General features: G+C 63.3%; 15 protein-coding genes and 1 pseudogene. 6 read left to right on the top strand and 10 right to left on the bottom strand.

The features are described from left to right. The first annotated feature begins 17 nt into the window (after positions 1 to 17). From ACFQT0_RS02455 to ACFQT0_RS02440, 4 genes are all read left to right on the top strand, one after another. Positions 18 to 950 (top strand): homoserine kinase, encoded by a 933-nt coding sequence (locus tag ACFQT0_RS02455; RefSeq protein WP_380200095.1) that lies wholly within the window; start codon positions 18 to 20, stop codon positions 948 to 950. A 150-nt stretch (positions 951 to 1100) separates the two neighbouring features. Next, positions 1101 to 2366 (top strand): threonine synthase, encoded by a 1266-nt coding sequence (gene thrC, locus ACFQT0_RS02450; protein ID WP_380200093.1) that lies wholly within the window; start codon positions 1101 to 1103, stop codon positions 2364 to 2366. A gap of 82 nt (positions 2367 to 2448) precedes the next feature. Next, entirely contained in the window at positions 2449 to 3084 is a 636-nt protein-coding gene (locus ACFQT0_RS02445; RefSeq protein ID WP_380200091.1) for a c-type heme family protein, read from the top strand. A gap of 221 nt (positions 3085 to 3305) precedes the next feature. Then, complete coding sequence (locus ACFQT0_RS02440; RefSeq protein WP_380200089.1) at positions 3306 to 4607, top strand: protoporphyrinogen/coproporphyrinogen oxidase; 1302 nt, start codon at positions 3306 to 3308, stop codon at positions 4605 to 4607. A gap of 61 nt (positions 4608 to 4668) precedes the next feature. On the opposite strand, the gene ACFQT0_RS02435 is transcribed toward ACFQT0_RS02440, so the two are convergent. The 10 genes and pseudogenes from ACFQT0_RS02435 to ACFQT0_RS02390 form a co-directional block, all read right to left on the bottom strand. Then, positions 4669 to 5223, bottom strand: a complete 555-nt coding sequence (locus ACFQT0_RS02435; protein ID WP_380200087.1) for a glycosyltransferase family 2 protein — start codon at positions 5221 to 5223, stop codon at positions 4669 to 4671. Continuing rightward, positions 5169 to 5768, bottom strand: a complete 600-nt coding sequence (locus tag ACFQT0_RS02430; protein ID WP_380200085.1) for a glycosyltransferase — start codon at positions 5766 to 5768, stop codon at positions 5169 to 5171. Before ACFQT0_RS02430 ends, ACFQT0_RS02435 begins: the two co-directional genes overlap by 55 nt. 114 nt (positions 5769 to 5882) lie before the next feature. Beyond that, complete coding sequence (locus tag ACFQT0_RS02425) at positions 5883 to 7298, bottom strand: MFS transporter (protein WP_380200083.1); 1416 nt, start codon at positions 7296 to 7298, stop codon at positions 5883 to 5885. Positions 7299 to 7392: 94 nt separating this feature from the next. Beyond that, the gene (locus ACFQT0_RS02420) at positions 7393 to 7824 is read right to left on the bottom strand and encodes a hypothetical protein (RefSeq protein WP_380200081.1); all 432 of its coding nucleotides are present in this window, start codon (positions 7822 to 7824) and stop codon (positions 7393 to 7395) included. Then, positions 7719 to 9149, bottom strand: coding sequence for an alpha-amylase family protein (locus tag ACFQT0_RS02415; RefSeq protein WP_380200079.1), 1431 nt, complete (start codon positions 9147 to 9149; stop codon positions 7719 to 7721). Before ACFQT0_RS02415 ends, ACFQT0_RS02420 begins: the two co-directional genes overlap by 106 nt. A gap of 210 nt (positions 9150 to 9359) precedes the next feature. Next, positions 9360 to 10036, bottom strand: a pseudogene (locus ACFQT0_RS02410) (SDR family oxidoreductase). A 26-nt stretch (positions 10037 to 10062) separates the two neighbouring features. Continuing rightward, positions 10063 to 11376 (bottom strand): alpha-amylase family glycosyl hydrolase, encoded by a 1314-nt coding sequence (locus tag ACFQT0_RS02405; protein ID WP_380200077.1) that lies wholly within the window; start codon positions 11374 to 11376, stop codon positions 10063 to 10065. Positions 11377 to 11387: 11 nt separating this feature from the next. After that, positions 11388 to 11555, bottom strand: a complete 168-nt coding sequence (locus tag ACFQT0_RS02400; protein ID WP_380206146.1) for a hypothetical protein — start codon at positions 11553 to 11555, stop codon at positions 11388 to 11390. Further along, positions 11479 to 11751: a cyclomaltodextrinase N-terminal domain-containing protein gene (locus tag ACFQT0_RS02395; RefSeq protein ID WP_380205886.1), complete on the bottom strand. Its 273-nt coding sequence runs from the start codon at positions 11749 to 11751 to the stop codon at positions 11479 to 11481. Before ACFQT0_RS02395 ends, ACFQT0_RS02400 begins: the two co-directional genes overlap by 77 nt. 374 nt (positions 11752 to 12125) lie before the next feature. Further along, on the bottom strand, positions 12126 to 13541 hold the full coding sequence (locus tag ACFQT0_RS02390; protein WP_380200075.1) for a hydrolase: 1416 nt from the start codon (positions 13539 to 13541) through the stop codon (positions 12126 to 12128). A 290-nt stretch (positions 13542 to 13831) separates the two neighbouring features. On the opposite strand from ACFQT0_RS02390, the gene ACFQT0_RS02385 reads away from it, so the two are divergent. Together ACFQT0_RS02385 and glgP are read left to right on the top strand one after the other, a co-directional pair. Then, positions 13832 to 14287, top strand: a complete 456-nt coding sequence (locus ACFQT0_RS02385) for a DUF2383 domain-containing protein (RefSeq protein ID WP_380200073.1) — start codon at positions 13832 to 13834, stop codon at positions 14285 to 14287. A 202-nt stretch (positions 14288 to 14489) separates the two neighbouring features. Beyond that, positions 14490 to 16136 (top strand): alpha-glucan family phosphorylase, encoded by a 1647-nt coding sequence (gene glgP / locus ACFQT0_RS02380; RefSeq protein WP_380200071.1) that lies wholly within the window; start codon positions 14490 to 14492, stop codon positions 16134 to 16136. The last annotated feature ends 70 nt before the right edge of the window (positions 16137 to 16206 follow it).

Here is a 16206-nt window from a genome sequence, read left to right as displayed (position 1 = left end):
TGAAAGTCCGCGCTACTATGCCCGATTCCGTTCTCGTTCATTCTCCTGCTACTCTTTCCAACCTGGGCTGCGGCTTCGATGTGTTTGGCCTGGCCCTAGCCGCCCCCTACGATGCCGTCCGCATCCGCCGCACCGCCGAGCCGGGCGTGCGCATCCAGCACCTGGACCCCTACGGCCTGCCCACCGAGCCCACCCGCAACGTGGCCGGGGTAGCCCTGCTGGCGCTGTTGCGCGAAGTACCCGAAGAAATCGGCTTCGACGTGGAAATCACCAAAGGCATCATGCCCGGCAGCGGCGTGGGCAGCAGCGCGGCTAGCGCAGCCGGGGCCGTAGTAGGCGCCAATGCCCTGCTAGGCAACCGCTTCTCGAAAATGCAGCTGGTGGATTTTGCCATGGCCGGTGAGGTAGTGGCCTCCGGCGCCCGGCACGCCGACAACATTGCGCCCGCAATTTTTGGCGGGTTTACCATCGTGCGGGCCGTAGAGCCGGCCCTGGACATCCTGGCCCTGCCCGCGCCGCCCTTGTGGGTGGCCGTGGTGCACCCCCAGATTGAAGTGAAAACCAGCGACTCACGCAAGGTGCTGCCCGCCAACGTTCCACTGGGGCTGGCCGTGCGCCAGTGGGCCAATGTGGCGGGCCTGGTAGCCGGCTTTCTAACCGCCGACTACGAGCTGATTGGCCGCTCAATGGACGACTACATCGTAGAACCCGCGCGGCTGCCGCTCATCCCCGGCCTGGCCGAGGCACGCAAGCGAGCGTTGGCCGCCGGCGCCATTGGCGGCGGCATTTCGGGCTCCGGCCCGTCTATTTTTATGCTCAACCAAACCGAAGCCACCGCCCAGGCAGTAGGGGAGGCGCTGGGCAGCGTATTTGCCGAATTAGGAATAGCCTTCCACATTTACGTAGGGCCGGTGGCGACAGAAGGCGCGCGGGTTATTTGCGAGTCTTAGGCAGCTAAACTTGGAGTTCGGACCGTCATGCCGAGCGCAGCCGAGGCATCTTGCGTGCAGCAGTAAACCAATTGATGCAACGATGCGAGCGAGATGCCTCGGCTGCGCTCGGCATGACGACCGAAGTCAGAAATTGTTGAATAGCTAAAAATGAAATACTACAGCCTCCGCCATCAGTCGCCATTGGTGGATTTTCGCACGGCCACCGTCACCGGGCAAGCGCCGGATGGCGGCCTGTATTTCCCCGAAACCATTCCCCGGTTTCCGGCGGGCTTTCTGCGGGAGCTGCGCAACTTGAGCAAGGCCACAGTGGCGCTAAACGTGATGCGGCCCTACGTCGGGAATACCATACCCGAGAGCGACTTGCAGCGCATCTGCGCCGAGGCCGTTGATTTTGAGTTTCCACTGGTGCCAGTGGCGGCGGGCGTGGCGGCGCTGGAGCTGTTTCACGGGCCAACGCTGGCGTTTAAGGACGTGGGCGCGCGGTTTATGAGCCGCTGCCTGGGCTACTTTGCCCAGCGCGGCGACACGCCGCCCGTGACGGTGCTGGTGGCTACTTCCGGCGACACTGGCGGGGCTGTGGCCAGCGGCTTTCTGGGCGTGCCGGGGGTGGAAGTGGTGATTCTTTACCCCTCCGGCAAGGTGAGCCCGGTGCAGGAGCAGCAGCTCACCACCCTGGGCCAGAACATCACGGCGCTGGAAGTGAGCGGCACCTTCGACGACTGCCAGGCCCTGGTGAAGCAGGCGTTTCAGGACCCGGAGCTGGCCCAACGGCGCTTCCTCACCTCGGCCAATTCCATCAACGTGGCCCGCTGGCTGCCCCAGCAACTGTACTACTGCTTTGCCTGGCAGCAGTGGCCCGCCGATGCGCCCGCTCCGGTGATTTCGGTGCCGAGTGGCAACTTCGGCAACCTGTGCGCGGGCTTGCTGGCGCAGGCGTCGGGGCTGCCGCTGGGCCATTTCATTGCCGCCTGCAATGCCAACGACCCCGTGCCGGTATACCTGCGCACAGGCAACTACTCGGCCCGGGCCGCCGTGCCCACCTACTCCAACGCCATGGACGTGGGCAACCCCAGCAACTTCGTGCGCATTCTGGAGCTGTTTCACCACGACCTGGGCAAGCTGCGCGCCGCGCTCAGTGCCGATACCGTGACCGACGACGAAACCGTGGCCGCCATCCGGCAGGTGTGGGCCGAAAGCAACTACCTGCTCGACCCGCACGCGGCCGTGGCCTACACCGCCCTGCGGCGCTACCAGGCCCAGCACCCGGCCGCTCCGGGCATGGTGCTGGCCACGGCGCACCCCGTGAAATTTCCCGACGTAGTGGAGCCCATCCTCGGCCATTCCATTGGGCTGCCCGAGCCTGGTGCGTCACCTCCAAAACCGCCCCAAACGAAGCGTGCCGCTGGCGGTTGATTACGAACAGCTCAAAAGCTATTTGATGAGCTAGGAACGTGCCCCGCCACCTTTGGGGTTTGAAAGACGCATGCTACCAACGATGATAAATCGAGTTTTTTACCTGCTCACGGCCCGGCGCCCGGCCGTGCGGGCTGCCCTGGTCCTGGCTGGGACGCTGGCTGTAGGCGCCTGCCGCCCCGACCAGATTGAGCACCTGAAAGACACCAAGCGCATCGGCATCGAAACGGCCAACTGGGAGGTGAAGCGCATTATGCCCAAGGACTTGCTGCGGGCCACACGCTGGGCTGGCGATTCCCTCAGCGCTACGGCCGATACGCTCCTGCGCCGCACCCTGGCCCGGGAGCTAGCGGCGGGCGGCGTGGCCCAGGCCATGGCCTACTGCCGGCCCGAAACGTATCGGTTCGTCGATTCGCTGGCCGGGGTGCTCAAGGCCACGCCCCGGCGCGTGAGCGAGCGGCCGCGCAACCCGGCCCACCAGGCCTCCTTGCGCCCCGAGCAAATGCGCCCCGACACCACCCGCACCATCAGCCGGGAGTCGCAGGAAGTGTTTTTCTATCAGCGGCCCATTGTGCTCAACAACGCGCTGTGCCTGCGCTGCCACGGCGAAGTGGGCCAGGACATCGCCGCCGCGGATTATGCCTTGCTCAAAAGCAATTCCCGCAGGACCAGGCCACCGGCTACCGCCTGGGCCAGCCCATGGGCGCTTGGCAAATGAGCCTGCGCCGCGACGGCGTGGCCGAGTTCTGGACCATGAAGACGCGCAAGAAATGGAAGGAGCACAAGATGCCCAAGCTGTTTTGAGCTGACCTTTGCCTTCACCCCAGCCCTTGCGTAGCGCGGCCCCAGTGGCTTTTTTACGCCGGGCCACATCTCAGTTTTTGCTTGTGAAGCGTTAAATCCTCACCGGGCCGGGATTCATCCGCTTACCTTCTCTTCATGACGTCTTCCTCTAATTCCAAACCCACCATCATTGTCGGGGCGGGCATGGCCGGGCTGGCCTGCGCCACGTGGCTGCACCGCGCCGGCCGGCCCGTGCTGCTGCTCGACGCCGCCGATGCCGTGGGCGGGCGCGTACGCACCGACGTCACGCCCGAAGGCTTCCGGCTCGACCGGGGCTTTCAGGTGCTGCTCACCAACTACCCAGAGGCCCGCCGCATCTTCGATTATGGCGCCTTGCAGCTCAAAGCCTTCCGCTCCGGCGCCGTAATCCGCCTGGCCGATGGCCGCGAAACCGTGCTGCAAAATCCGCTGCAGCGCCCGCTGTCGGCCTTTTCGGCGCTCACGTCGCCCATTGGCACCCTGGCCGATAAGCTGCGCGTCGTGAGCCTGGTGCGCCACGTGCTCAAGTACACGCCCGAAGAGCTGCTGGCCCGCCCGGCCACCGAGACGCTCACCTTTCTGCAGCGCTACGGCTGGAGCGAGCAGATGATAAACACCTTCTTCAAGCCCTTTTTCGGCGGGGTTTTTCTGGACCGCGAGCTCAGCACGGCCAGCAACTTCTTCGAGTTTGTCTTTCAGCAGTTCGTGACCGGCGAGGCGGCCGTGCCCGCGCTGGGCATGCAGCAGCTGCCCGAGCAACTGGCCACGCGCCTGCCGGCGGGCTCCATCCGGCTAAAGTGCCCTGTGGCGGCCGTGGAGGGCACGCAGGTGCGGCTCAACTCCGGACAAATGCTGGAGGGCGCGGCCGTGGTCGTGGCCACCGACGGGCTCACGGCCCTGCGCCTGCTGGCCGGCCGCAGCGGCAACGCCGACGATGGTTTCAGCGCCCAGGCCGCCAGCTTTCCCACGGCGGCGCGCATCACCACCTGCACCTATTTCGCGGCCGAGGGCTACTCGCCGGGTCGCGGCGATAAGCTGTTGCGGCTCAACGCCGCTCCCGGCGCCCTGGCCCACAACGTGAGCTTTCCGGCCGATGTGAGCGCCGCCTACGCCCCCGCCGGTAGGTCGCTGGTATCGGTGAGCACCCACGGCGAGCGCAGCCTGACGGAAGCCGAGCTGACGGCGGGCCTGCGCACGGAGCTGGCCACTTGGTTTGGGCCCGCGGCGCGGCAGTGGCAGCACCTGCGCAGCTACCGCATCGCGGCCGCCCTGCCGGTGTACCTGCCCGGCCAGCCCACGCGGCAGCCCCTCCGGCTGGCCGACGGCCTCTACCGCTGCGGCGACTGGGCCGCGTATCCCTCGCTGAACGCGGCCCTGGCCACGGGCCGCGAAGTGGCCGAAATGCTGCTGGCTCAATAATATTGAGCTGAAAAATATTGAGTTGAAAAGTTGAGCCGGGGAATGGAGTTGAGCTGGCTGCTCAGGCCTCGGCCCAGGTGTAGCGGCGCTGCTTCCACTGCACGTACCCGGGCCAAATCGTGTAGGCCAGCACCGCCAGCGACATGGCGCACAGGTAGAACTCGTAGAGCAGCAGCACCGCCAGGTTTTCGCGCCGGCCTACCTGCCGCAGCGTAGACGTCAGAAACAAGGTCTGAAGCAGGATTTTGCCGCCGTACAGCAGCGCCACGGTGCCCAGCGGCAGCAGGCCGGGCCAGAACAAGACCGTGTAAAACCCCGCGTACATGCCAAACAGCCCGGTGAGGTACCAGGGCAGGGCGGCGGTGCCCTTCATCCAGCGCTTGCGCTGCTGCAGCAGCGACTGCAGCGTGGGCTGGGGCTCCGATACGCCCAGTACACCCGGCGAGCAGAGGTTGCGGAAGCCCCAGCCCCGCGCCGTGACGTGCCGAAAAAGCTGCAGGTCTTCGCTGGTGCTGAAAACCATGTTCTCGTAGCCGCCGCTGTCGTGGTAGGCGGCGCGGGTCACGAGCATGTTGTTGCCGATGCTGGTGCTGGGCAGGCCCTGGTCGGCCAGCAAGCGAATGAGGTTGAGACCAAAAGCCAGTCCAGTCCCTGCAGGCGGCCAAACAGGTTGCCCCGCGCCGTAGTAATGCCCGTGACCACGCCCACGTCGGGCGTGGCGGCCGCCAGCATGCCCGTCACCCAATCGGGCCCCACCGCCATGTCGGCATCGGTAAACAGGAAAAAGTCGGTGGTGGCGGCGCGGCACAGGTGCGCCAGAGCATTGCTTTTGCCTTTGGTGGTGCCCAGGCGGTGCTGCACCGACAGCAGCCGGAACTGCGGCTTGTCGGCAATGAAGGCCCGGACCACTGCGGCCGTGTTATCGGTAGAGCCGTCGTCGGCGATGAGAATTTCCAGGCGGCCGGCCGGGTAGCGTTGGGCGGCCAGGGCGCGCAGGCAGCGCTCAATCGTGGCCTCCTCGTTGCGGGCCGCCACCAGGATGCTCACCCGCGGCCGGCCCTTGCGAAGCGGGCCCCGCCCCCGAAACTTTCGCCGGGGCCACACCAGAATGGCTACGCAAACGCTGAAAAACAACGCGAAAAACAAAGCCGCTGGCAGCATACGAAACCCAAAAGAGGAACCTTTGGGATACGCAGGCAGGGCCAGCGGCTGTTGCCGGATTTATGCGGGTATTTGAGGAGAAACCCGTGGAAGTACGCAGCGAAAACTACTCAATTATACTTCCGGGTTGGGCTGGGCCAGGGCGTCGTAGCCCAGGCTTTCGGCCGGCTCTTCGGCTGTGGGCAGGCGCACGTCGTCGGTGTCGTCGACGCGCAGGGTGAGCAGGCCCGAGATTATCATCGACACGCCGCCCAGCACCAGGGTCAGGACCGAGGCGCCGTGAAACACGTTCTTCGTGAAAAAGCCGAGCGTGACGCCGGCCACCATCTGCGGGATGACGATGAAGAAGTTGAACACGCCCATGTAGTAGCCCATCTTGTTCCAGGGCAGCGCCCCGGCCAGCATGGCGTAGGGAACCGACAGGATACTGGCCCAGGCAATGCCCACGCCCACCATCGAGAGCAGCAGCATTTTGGGGTCCTGCACGAAGTAGATGGAAATCAAACCCAGGCCGCCCGCCGTGAGGCAAAGCATGTGGGTAAGCCGGCGGCTGGTGGCCCGGGCAATGACGGGCAGCAGCAGCGCAAACACGGCCGAAACCCCGTTGTAGACCGAAAAGCAGACGCCCACCCAGTCGGCGCCCTCGTTGTAGAGCTTCGAGGTGGTGTCGGTGGTGTGGTAGATGTGGCTGGTGATGGCCGGGGTCATGTAAATCCACATCGCAAACAAAGCCAGCCAGGAGAAAAACTGCACCAGGGCCAGCTGCTTCATGGTTTTGGGCATGTTGAACACGCCCATGAACGACTCGCGCACGCCGTTCCAGAAGCCGGCCGTGCGCTTGTTTTCCTCCTCAAAGGCCTGCATGTCTTCGGGCGGGTACTCCTTGGTGCGAATCACCGTCCAGAGCACCGCCAGCAGAAACACGACGCCGCCGATGTAGAAGGCGTACTTCACCGACAGCGGAATCTGGCCCGGCCCGGCCGTGTTGCTCACGCCGAACCAGTTAGTGAACATCCAGGGCAGCGAGGAGGCCACGATGGCGCCCACGCCAATGAAGAAGGTCTGGGCCGCAAAGCCCGTGGTGCGCTGCTCCGAGGGCAGCACGTCGCCCACCAGCGCCCGGAAGGGCTCCATGGAAATGTTGATGCTCGAATCCATAATCCAGAGCATGCCGGCTGCCATCCACAGGGCCGTCACGTTGGGCATCACCAGCAGGGCCAGCGACGCCAGAATGGCGCCTACCAGGAAGAAAGGACGCCGCCGCCCCCAGCGCGGGCTCCAGGTGCGGTCCGACATGTAGCCCACGATGGGCTGCACCAGCAGGCCCGTGGTGGGGGCCGCCAGCCACAGAAAGGCAATGTCGTCGGTGTTGGCCCCCATGGTTTCGAAGATTCGGCTCACGTTGGCATTCTGCAGGGCAAAGCCGAACTGAATGCCGAGGAAGCCGAAACTCATGTTCCAGATTTGCCAGAAGCTGAGGCGGGGTTTTTCGCGGGTGTTGGCCGACGAAACGGCGGTGGGAGCAGCCATTGGGAAAGGGCAAAAGTGAAGGCCGCGCGGCCCCTTGCTGAACAGGGCGGCGCGGCCTTCAAACTTACTAATTCCGAAGCGTACTCCGGCAACGTTACCGGGACTTCAGCTCGAATACGTGGGCCGAAAGCGGGGCCAGCGTCAGGTTGAGGGCGTTGCGGGGCTCGCCGGGCGCGAGCAGGTCGGTGTAGGTGTAAAATTTCTTGGTGGTGAGCCCCATGGCCGTCATGGCGGCGGCCGGAATGGTAATGGTCGGCCGGTAGGTTTTGTCGGCGCTGAAGTTGACCACCACGAGCGCCTGCTGCTTGTCGGTGTAGCGCAGGTAGGTGTAGAGGTGGCGCTGGTTGTACTCCTTGCCCAGGTTGTTGGCGTCCTGCAGCTCGTAGAAGCGGCCCTTGCGGATGGCGTCGCTGCTGCTGGTCAGGTTGAGCAGGCGGGCGTAGAAGTCGCGCAGCTTCTTCTGCTCCGGGCCGAGCCGGGCCCCATCGAACTTGCCCTGGTTGAGCCATTTCTGGTGCTCGGGCACGCCCCAGTAGTCGAAGATGGAGGTGCGGCCGTCTTCGCCGCTGAAGCCTTCGGCGCCGTGGGCGGCTCGCCCACGTCCTGCCCGAAGTAGAGCATCACCGGGCCCGAGGCCAGCGTGGCCGTCACGGTCATGGCCGGAATGGCGCGGCGCGGGTCGGTGGCAAAGTCCTTGGAGGCAATGCGCTGCTCGTCGTGGTTTTCCAGAAAGCGCAGCATGCGCGACGAGAAGCCGTTGCTTTCCTCCTTCCACACCTTGGTGATGTCCTCGGTGGTGCCTTCCTGGCGCATCAGCTTGCGCAGGCCGTCGTAGAGGCCCACCTTGTCGTAGAGGTAGTCGAATTTCCCTTTGTCCAGGTAGGTTTTGTACACCTTCGGGTCGTAGGCTTCGGCGATGAAGACGATGTTGGGCTTCACCTTTTTTACTTCCGGAATAACGTAGGCCCAGAACTCCACGGGCACCATTTCGGCCATGTCGCAGCGGAAGCCGTCCACGTTTTTGCCCGCCCAATACACCAGGATGTCGCGCATCTTTTTCCAGGTGTCGGGCACCGGGGCGAAGTAGGGCTTGCGGCCGTTCTGGTAGTTCACGCCGTAGTTCAGCTTCACGGTTTCAAACCAGTCGTTGATGGAAGGGGCTTCCGAAAAAACGTCGTTGCCGGTGGCTTTGGCAGGGGTCTCGGTGTACTTGTGGTCTTCGGCGGGGGCCTTCAGCGGGCCCAGCGGGTTGTAGCCGGCGGGCACCACAAAGCTTTTGCCGGGCAGGTAGTAGAAGTTGTTGTTGGGCGCAAAGGCTTTGGTTTTGTCATCCATGGCGCCCAAATCCACCACGCCCTGGGGCTTGGCGTCCGACTTGTAGGAGCGGGCTACGTGGTTCGGGATGAAGTCCATGAGCACCTTCAGCCCCTGGTCGTGGGTGCGCTTGATGAGGGCCTCGTACTCGGGCATGCGGTTTTTCACCACCACGGCCAGGTCGGGGGCCACGTCGTAGTAGTCCTTGATGGCGTAGGGCGAGCCCGCGCGGCCCTTCACCACGTCGGCGTCGTCGGCCGGGATGCCCTGCGAGTTGTAGTCCGTCATGGTGGCGTGCTCGAGCACGCCGGTGTACCACACGTGCGAGGCGCCCATTTTCTTGATTTCGGCCAGGGCCTTGTCGGTAATGTCGTTGAACTTGCCGCAGCCGTTCTCCGTGATGGTGCCGTAGGGCTTGTTCAGGGCCACTTTGTTGCCGAACAGGCGGGGCACCATCTGGTAAATCACCAGCTTGTGGTCCTGGGGTACTTCCGCGGTGGTGTTGGGGTCGTTGTCGGTGGTGGGTTTATCGGCCACAGGGGGAGAGGCAAAGAGAAAGCAGCCAAGGTGAGGAGGCTGCCGGCCAGCAACAATTTTTTCATGGTGCGGCAAGATAACGCTTCGCTTAATGAGGAATGAAGAATGAAGAATTAAGAATGAGCAGATAAGGCCAAAATTCCTCATTCCTCATTCCTCATTCTTCATTAAGCGAAGCGTCTTACCATTCCTGCGTGAGCGGGTGCAGCATCACTCGTCGACCACCACGTGGGCCGGGGCTTCGAGCACGTAGCGCACGGCCTGGGCAATGTCGGCGGGCTTGAGGTGGGTTTTCTCGGCCTCCGGGCTGCCGGGCGTGGTGTCGTTGAAGTAGGTATCGACCAGCCCCGGGTAAATGGAGCTGACCTTGACGCCGTGCGGGCGCACTTCCTTGCGCAGGCTGGCCAGCACGGCGTCCTGGGCAAACTTGCTGGCGCCGTAGGCCGTGCCGTGGGCAAAGGTGCGCTTGGCCACGTCGGAGGTGACGCCCACGATGTGGCCTTTTTCTGGGCTTTGAAATGGGGCACCGCGGCCTTGCACATCAGGAACGTGCCCTTCACGTTGGTGTCGAACATGCGGTCCCACTCGCTGCTGGTGAAGTTCTCCAGCTCGTTGAAGGAGCCCACTCCGGCGTTGCACACCAGGATGTCGAGCCGGCCGTAGTGCAGCAGCGTGCCCTCCACCACCTGCTGGGCGTCGGACTCCATCGAGACGTCGGCCACAATGCTCAGGCCCTGGGTTTTGTGCGTGAGCTCGGTCAGCTCTTCTTCGGTGCGGGCTACGGCCACCACTTTGGCGCCTTGCAGCGAGAGCAGCAGGGCAATGGCTTTGCCGATGCCGCGGCTGGCGCCGGTCACGATGGCTACTTGGTCGGTGAGGTCGGTCATGGGGTTGAGCACGGTTTATCCTGAAGTTACCGCTTTAATTCCACTACCCAGGCCGTGCGGCCGGGGATTTTCAGGGTTTTCAGGTCCGCAATGGCCGCGCCGCTGGTCACCTCCGTGCCCGACGTAAAGCCGGCGAGGCGCTCGGCAAAGCGGGCCGTGTCCACGGTTTTCTCGTCCTTGTTGGCGTTCATCAGCACCATCACGGTTTCGCCCTGGTCGTTGTAGCGGAAGTAGGTGTACACCCCCGCGTCGGGGATAAACTGCATCAGCTTGCCGCTGTGCAGGGCAGGGTGGGTCTTGCGGTAGTTGGCCAGGGTACTCACGTAGCGGAAGGCTTCCTGCTCCTGGGCGTTGCGGCCCGCGGCCACAAACAGGTTCTTCTTGTCGCCGGGCCAGCCGCCGGGGAAGTCCTCGCGCACCTTGCCATCGGGGTTGCTGAAGTTCTTCATCAGCACCTCGGTGCCGTAGTACAGCTGCGGAATGCCGCGGCAGGTGAGCAGCCAGGCCAGGCCCATCTTGTACTTCTGAAAATCTTCGCCGATGACCGAGTAATAACGGCTCAGGTCGTGGTTGTCGAGAAACAGCACGTTGCGCATGGGGTCCTGGTACATCCAGTCGGCCTGCAGCGTGTAGTAGAGCCGGCTCACGCCCTCGGTCCAGCCGGCGTCCTTGGTCAGGGCTTCGTTGATGGCGTACTGCATCTGGAAGTCCGTCACGCCGGGCAGGTTGGACTTGAAGCCCTGCACCGCCGGGAAAATGTTCTGGGCGAAGTAAGCCTGTTGGGCCGTGCCCTGCACCCAGGTTTCGCCAAACATGCCGATTTTGGGGTATTCCTCCAGAATAGCGGCGCCCCACTGCATCAGAAAGTTGCGGTCGGAATAGCTGTAGGTATCGATGCGGTAGCCGTCGAGGCCCGTATTCTCCACCCACCACAGAAAGTTCTGAATGAGGTACGTAACCACCAGCGGGTTGGTCTGGTTGAGGTCGGGCATGTGCTTGTCAAACCAGCCCTCGCCAAACAGCTTGCGGTCGAGAGTTGAGCCATACGGGTCGTTGAAGGCCGCGTCGCGGAAGTTGCTGCGCGTGTACCCGGGCCACTGATGAAACCAGTCCTTGGCCGGCTGGTCAAGAAACAGGTAGTTCTGGCTGCCCATGTGGTTGAGCACCACGTCGTGAATGACCTTCAGGCCCTTGGCGTGGGCATTCTTCACGAAGCCCACGTACTCCGCGTTGGTACCGTAGCGCGGGTCCACGGCGTAGTAGTCGGTGAGGGCGTAGCCGTGGTAGCTGGCCTTGGGCTGGTTGTTTTCCACCACCGGCGTGGGCCAGATGGCCGTCACGCCCAGCTCCTTCAGGTAGTCGAAGTGCTGCTCAATTCCTTGAGGTCGCCGCCGTGGCGGGCGTACATCGAGTCCCGGGCCACGCGCGAAACGTTGGTGCTCTTAATGACGTCGTTCTTGGGGTTGCCGTTGGCAAACCGGTCCGGCATGAGCAGGTACACGAAGTCGGCGCTGGTCACGCCCTGCGTGCGGTTGGGGTCGGTATTGCGGGCACGCAGGCTCGTATTCGTACTTCACCTTCTTGGCGCCCTGGAACTGCAGCGCCAGCTTGCCCGGCCGGGCCGCGGGGCCGATGGTCAGGTTCACCAGCAGGTAGTTGGGGTTTTCCAGCTTCTGCACGCCGTCCAGGGTCACACCGGCGTAGTTCAACGTCACGGTGCTGCTCCCGATGCCGGGGCCGTGCACCAGCAGGCTGGAGCTTGGGGTTTTTCATGCCCACCCACCAAAACGTGGGGTCGATGCGGCTGATGGCCGCGGTTTTGGCCGGCGCGGCGGCCGGGGTGGCTGCGACCGGAGCCGCATTTGCAGGAGATAATGGAGCTACCAGCAGGGCCCCGGCAAGCAGGGGCAAAAAGCGGGAGAAAGTCATGAGCGAAAGCAGAACGGCGTGGCTGAGAGCCGGCAAAGTAACCTAAGCAATGGGCGCATCCAATAAACGGGTAGGCGGCCGGGGCCCCCAGCACGCGCAAAAAGCCCCGCTACTGGCTTGAGTAGCGGGGCTTTGCAAGGCTAGGAAAGTGGCGGAGACTTTACTGCAGCTTAGCCAACCAGAGCGAGGCATTCAGGTGCAGGCGCGGGGTGCTCACGTTCTCGTTCCAGCCGTCGTACACGGTGTTGCCGGGCGAGCCGGTGCCGTCGTCGGCCGGCGAAGAGTCGCCGATAATCACCACCCGGCCGGTGCCATAGGTGCTGCTGGCGGCCATCGCCAGGTTGTTGCCCTGGGTGGCCGAGGTGCGCCACACCAGGCCCTGCACCGTGCTGTTGGCCGCGGGGTTCAGGGTCATGGTGGCGCCGTTGTGGAAGGAGAGCTGCGACACCACACCCTGCGAGCCGTTCATGATGGGGTTGGTGCCGGTGCGCACGTTGAAGCTGTTTTCCACGATGTTGTCGAGGTTCACCGTGAAGCCAAAGGGGTTGGCCTGCACCGAATTGTTGGCCATCAGGTCGTTCCAGATGTCGGGCGAGTCGTAGCCGTCGTTGTTGCGGTCCGAGATGTCGTGGTCGGAAATCATGAACAGGCCGCCGCCGTTTTTCACGAAGTTCACGATGGCCGTCTTCTCACTGGCCGAAAACAGCGTGTTGGGCTCGTCGACCACAAACACGCTGTAGTTGGCCAGGTCCTGGGGGTTAGAAGTGTTGCCGTAGGTGATGGCCGTGCCCGTTGGCAACTGCTCTACCGAGTGGCCCAATTTTACGAGGGCCACGCCCCAGGCCGAGATGGCGGCCGACCAGTACGTTTCCGGCGTGGTGCTGGTGATGCCCGAGGCGGCCGGGGTGGGGTAGCGCGGCACTACGCCGGCGTCCACGTCCAGCACCCAGTCGGCGTTGCCAGCGGTTTCGGTGTGCGAAGCGTCAAACAAAAACTTCTTGCCGCCCGTGGGCGGGGGAGTGGTGCCGTACTGCTCGATGCTGATGTTGTCGAGGTTGATGCGGTTGGTGCCGCCCGACACCTTGCGCAGCTGGAAGCGCAGGTTGCCGCTCTGGTTTACGGTGAAGGTGGCGGTGGCCAGCGCAGTGCTGCTGGTGGTGACGGTGCTGCCCACTTTGGCGAACGTGGCGCCGCTGTCGGCCGATTTCCACAGCTCCCAGGTGCTGGCGCCGTCGGTGCCGTACACGGCGTGGCTCACGCTCACGGTGCTGGCCCCGGTGGTGGTGTTAAAATTCATGCCCACGATGCCCAGGTTGCGCACCCGCACCGACTGCGCGCCGGTTTTGGGGTCGGCCGTAGTGTTGCCGATGAGGGCGTCGTTCAGGGTCCAGGAGCCTGAACCCAGGGTGACGCTGCCGGTGGTATAGGCCGTTTTGGTGCCCGTCTCAAATCCTTCGGGGAAGCCTGCGGCTGCCACGTGCTGCGTGGTGGTGGCCACGGCCACGGCCGGGGTTTCGGGCGTTAGCTCCGACTTGGAACAGCTAGCAAAAAGGACTGCACCAAGCAGGGGCGCCACTAAGTAGCGGGCGGAAAAAGAATGCGCATGCGTTCGAACCAGGGGTGTGAGTGTGAAATGACAGGGCAAAACTAGGCGCATTAATCAGTTGATTTGAAATGTTTAATGTTGTAAAATTATGTTCTTTTTATGCTGTAAAACTTCACAGGTGTACTATTAAATAGTACTTATTGGATAAGTTCGGATTTAGCTCAACCAGGCCTCTGCTTCCGTCGTTAGCTGCTGTTACCGCTGCGCCGGCAGGCCAGCTTATCCTTATCCCTTGTTATCCTTACCTACTGCCTAAACCCATGGCCGACCACTCCAAACTTGCCGATACGCTCAACGAGTGGCCCTATTTGTCAACGACCGAATTGAGGGGTACAAGACCGCCGCTCAGGAAACCAAGGACCCGCAAAACCAGGCGTACTACCAGGAGCCTGGTGCAGCAGAGCGAGCAGTTTGTGAAGGAGATAAACGGCTTTGCCCGGGCAGCCGGCGGCGATGCCGAAAGCAGCACCACGCTCAAGGGCAAGTTTTACCGCGGCTTCATGGATGCCAAGGCGGTAGTGACCGGCCGCGACGAGAAAAGCATCCTCGATTCCAACATCTACGGCGAGGAATGGGCCATCAAGGCCTACACCGAAGCCCTGGCCGACCCCGCCCTGACCGGCCCCGCCCGGCAGGCCGTGGAGCGCCAGCACCAGGCCTCGCAGCAGACCTTGCGGAAACTCGAGCAGCTGAAAGGCATAGCCGGCGTGCGCTAAAGTCCGTGCCCGGCCCGCGGCGAGGCGTTTTGGTAGAGCGCTACCCGCCGTTTCGTGCGTGCCGTATTCAGGGCCACTTGTATACTGTGCCAATTGCTTCAGACCTTGCGTCCTCTACGGGCCAAGGCTCAGGTTGTGGCACGCCCCATTTTCAAATTGATTTCCCCTCAGGCGCCGGCAGCAGCGGGCGCGCTAATTCTTTATGGCTTTTACGTTCAAACCTTACACGCCCGCGGCCAAGTACAAGACGGCCGCGGCGTACTTCTCGATGGAATTTGCCATCGACCAAGCCCTGAAAACCTATTCGGGCGGCCTGGGCTTTCTGGCCGGCTCGCACATGCGGTCGGGTTATGAGCTCAAGCAGAACCTCGTGGGCATCAGCATCCTGTGGAGCTTCGGCTACTACGACCAGGGCCGCAACGAGGACCAAACCATGCGGGCCGACTTCCGCCAGAAGCACTACTCGTTTCTCGAAGACACCGGCCTGGTGTTCCCCATCACCATTCACGGGGCCGACGTGCACGTGAAGGCCCTGTACCTCGCCCCCGAAGTATTCGGCACGGTGCCCATGTTCTTTCTCACCACCGACATTGCCGAGAACGACCACCTCTCGCGCACCATCTCGCACCACCTCTACGACCCGGACGCGGCGGCCCGCGTGGCCCAGAGCATCCTGCTGGGCGTGGGCGGCGGCAAGCTGCTCGACCTGCTCGGCCGCAAAACCGACGTGTACCACCTCAACGAGGGCCACGGCCTGCCGCTGGCGTTTTACCTCTACGAAAAGCACGGCCGCAACCTGGCCGAAGTCCAGAAGCGCCTGGTGTTCACCACCCACACGCCCGAGCTGGCCGGCAACGAGGAGCGTCCCATGAAGCTGCTCACCGATATGAGCTTCTTTGGCGACGTGCCGGAGGAGGAGGTGCGCCGGGTGGCCCGCATCGAGCACGATGCCCTGAACTACACCCTCACCGCCCTGCGCTTTGCCCGTAAGGCCAACGCCGTGAGCAAGGTACACGGCATCGTGAGCCTGGAAATGTGGGGCCACTACCCCGGCATTTGCCCCATCATTCCCATCACCAACAGCCAGAACGGCCTCTACTGGCGCGACCCGCAGCTCGCGGCCGCCCACAAAGCCAAGAACGACGCGGCCCTGCTGGCCCGCAAGCGCGAGCTCAAGCAGGACCTGTTCAAGATAGTGGCCGACCAGACCGGCAACCTCTTCGACCCCAGCGTGCTGACCATCGTGTGGGCCCGGCGCTTTGCCGGCTACAAGCGCGCCGACCTGATTCTGCGCCACTTCGACCGGTTTGTGGCGCTGGCCACCAACACCGAGCGCCCCATCCAAATGATTTGGGCCGGCAAGCCCTACCCCAAGGACTTCGGCGCCGTGGACCTGTTCAATGAAATCATCAAGCGTACGGCCCACCTGAAGAACTGCGCCGTGCTCACCGGCTACGAGTTGGGCCTGTCGGCCGCCCTCAAAAAGGGCTCCGATGTGTGGCTCAACACGCCGCGCTTCCCGCGCGAGGCCAGCGGCACCAGCGGCATGACCGCCGCCATGAACGCCAGCGTGAACCTGAGCATCGCCGACGGCTGGATTCCGGAGTTCTGCCGCGACGGCGAAAACGGCTTCCTCATCGCGCATGCCCCCGTGGAGCTGCCCGAGAACGTGAAAGACGACCAGGAAGCCACCTCCCTGCTCGACGTGCTCGAAAACCACGTGGTGCCCCTGTACTACGACCAGCCCAATAACTTCCTGAAAGTGGTGAAAACCGCTATGAAGGAAGTTGAGCCGGAGTTCGAGTCGGGCCGCATGGCCAAGGAGTACTACGAGCTGCTTTATAAATAAGAGCGACTGAGCGGCGGAGTGACTGAGTGAAAAAGGGGCGTTTCCTCAACCGATGACGGAACCAGTGCGG

It is taken from the genome of Hymenobacter humi, assembly GCF_042665855.1.
Lineage (GTDB): Bacteria > Bacteroidota > Bacteroidia > Cytophagales > Hymenobacteraceae > Hymenobacter > Hymenobacter humi.
This window is presented reverse-complemented; position numbering and strand designations above follow the sequence as displayed.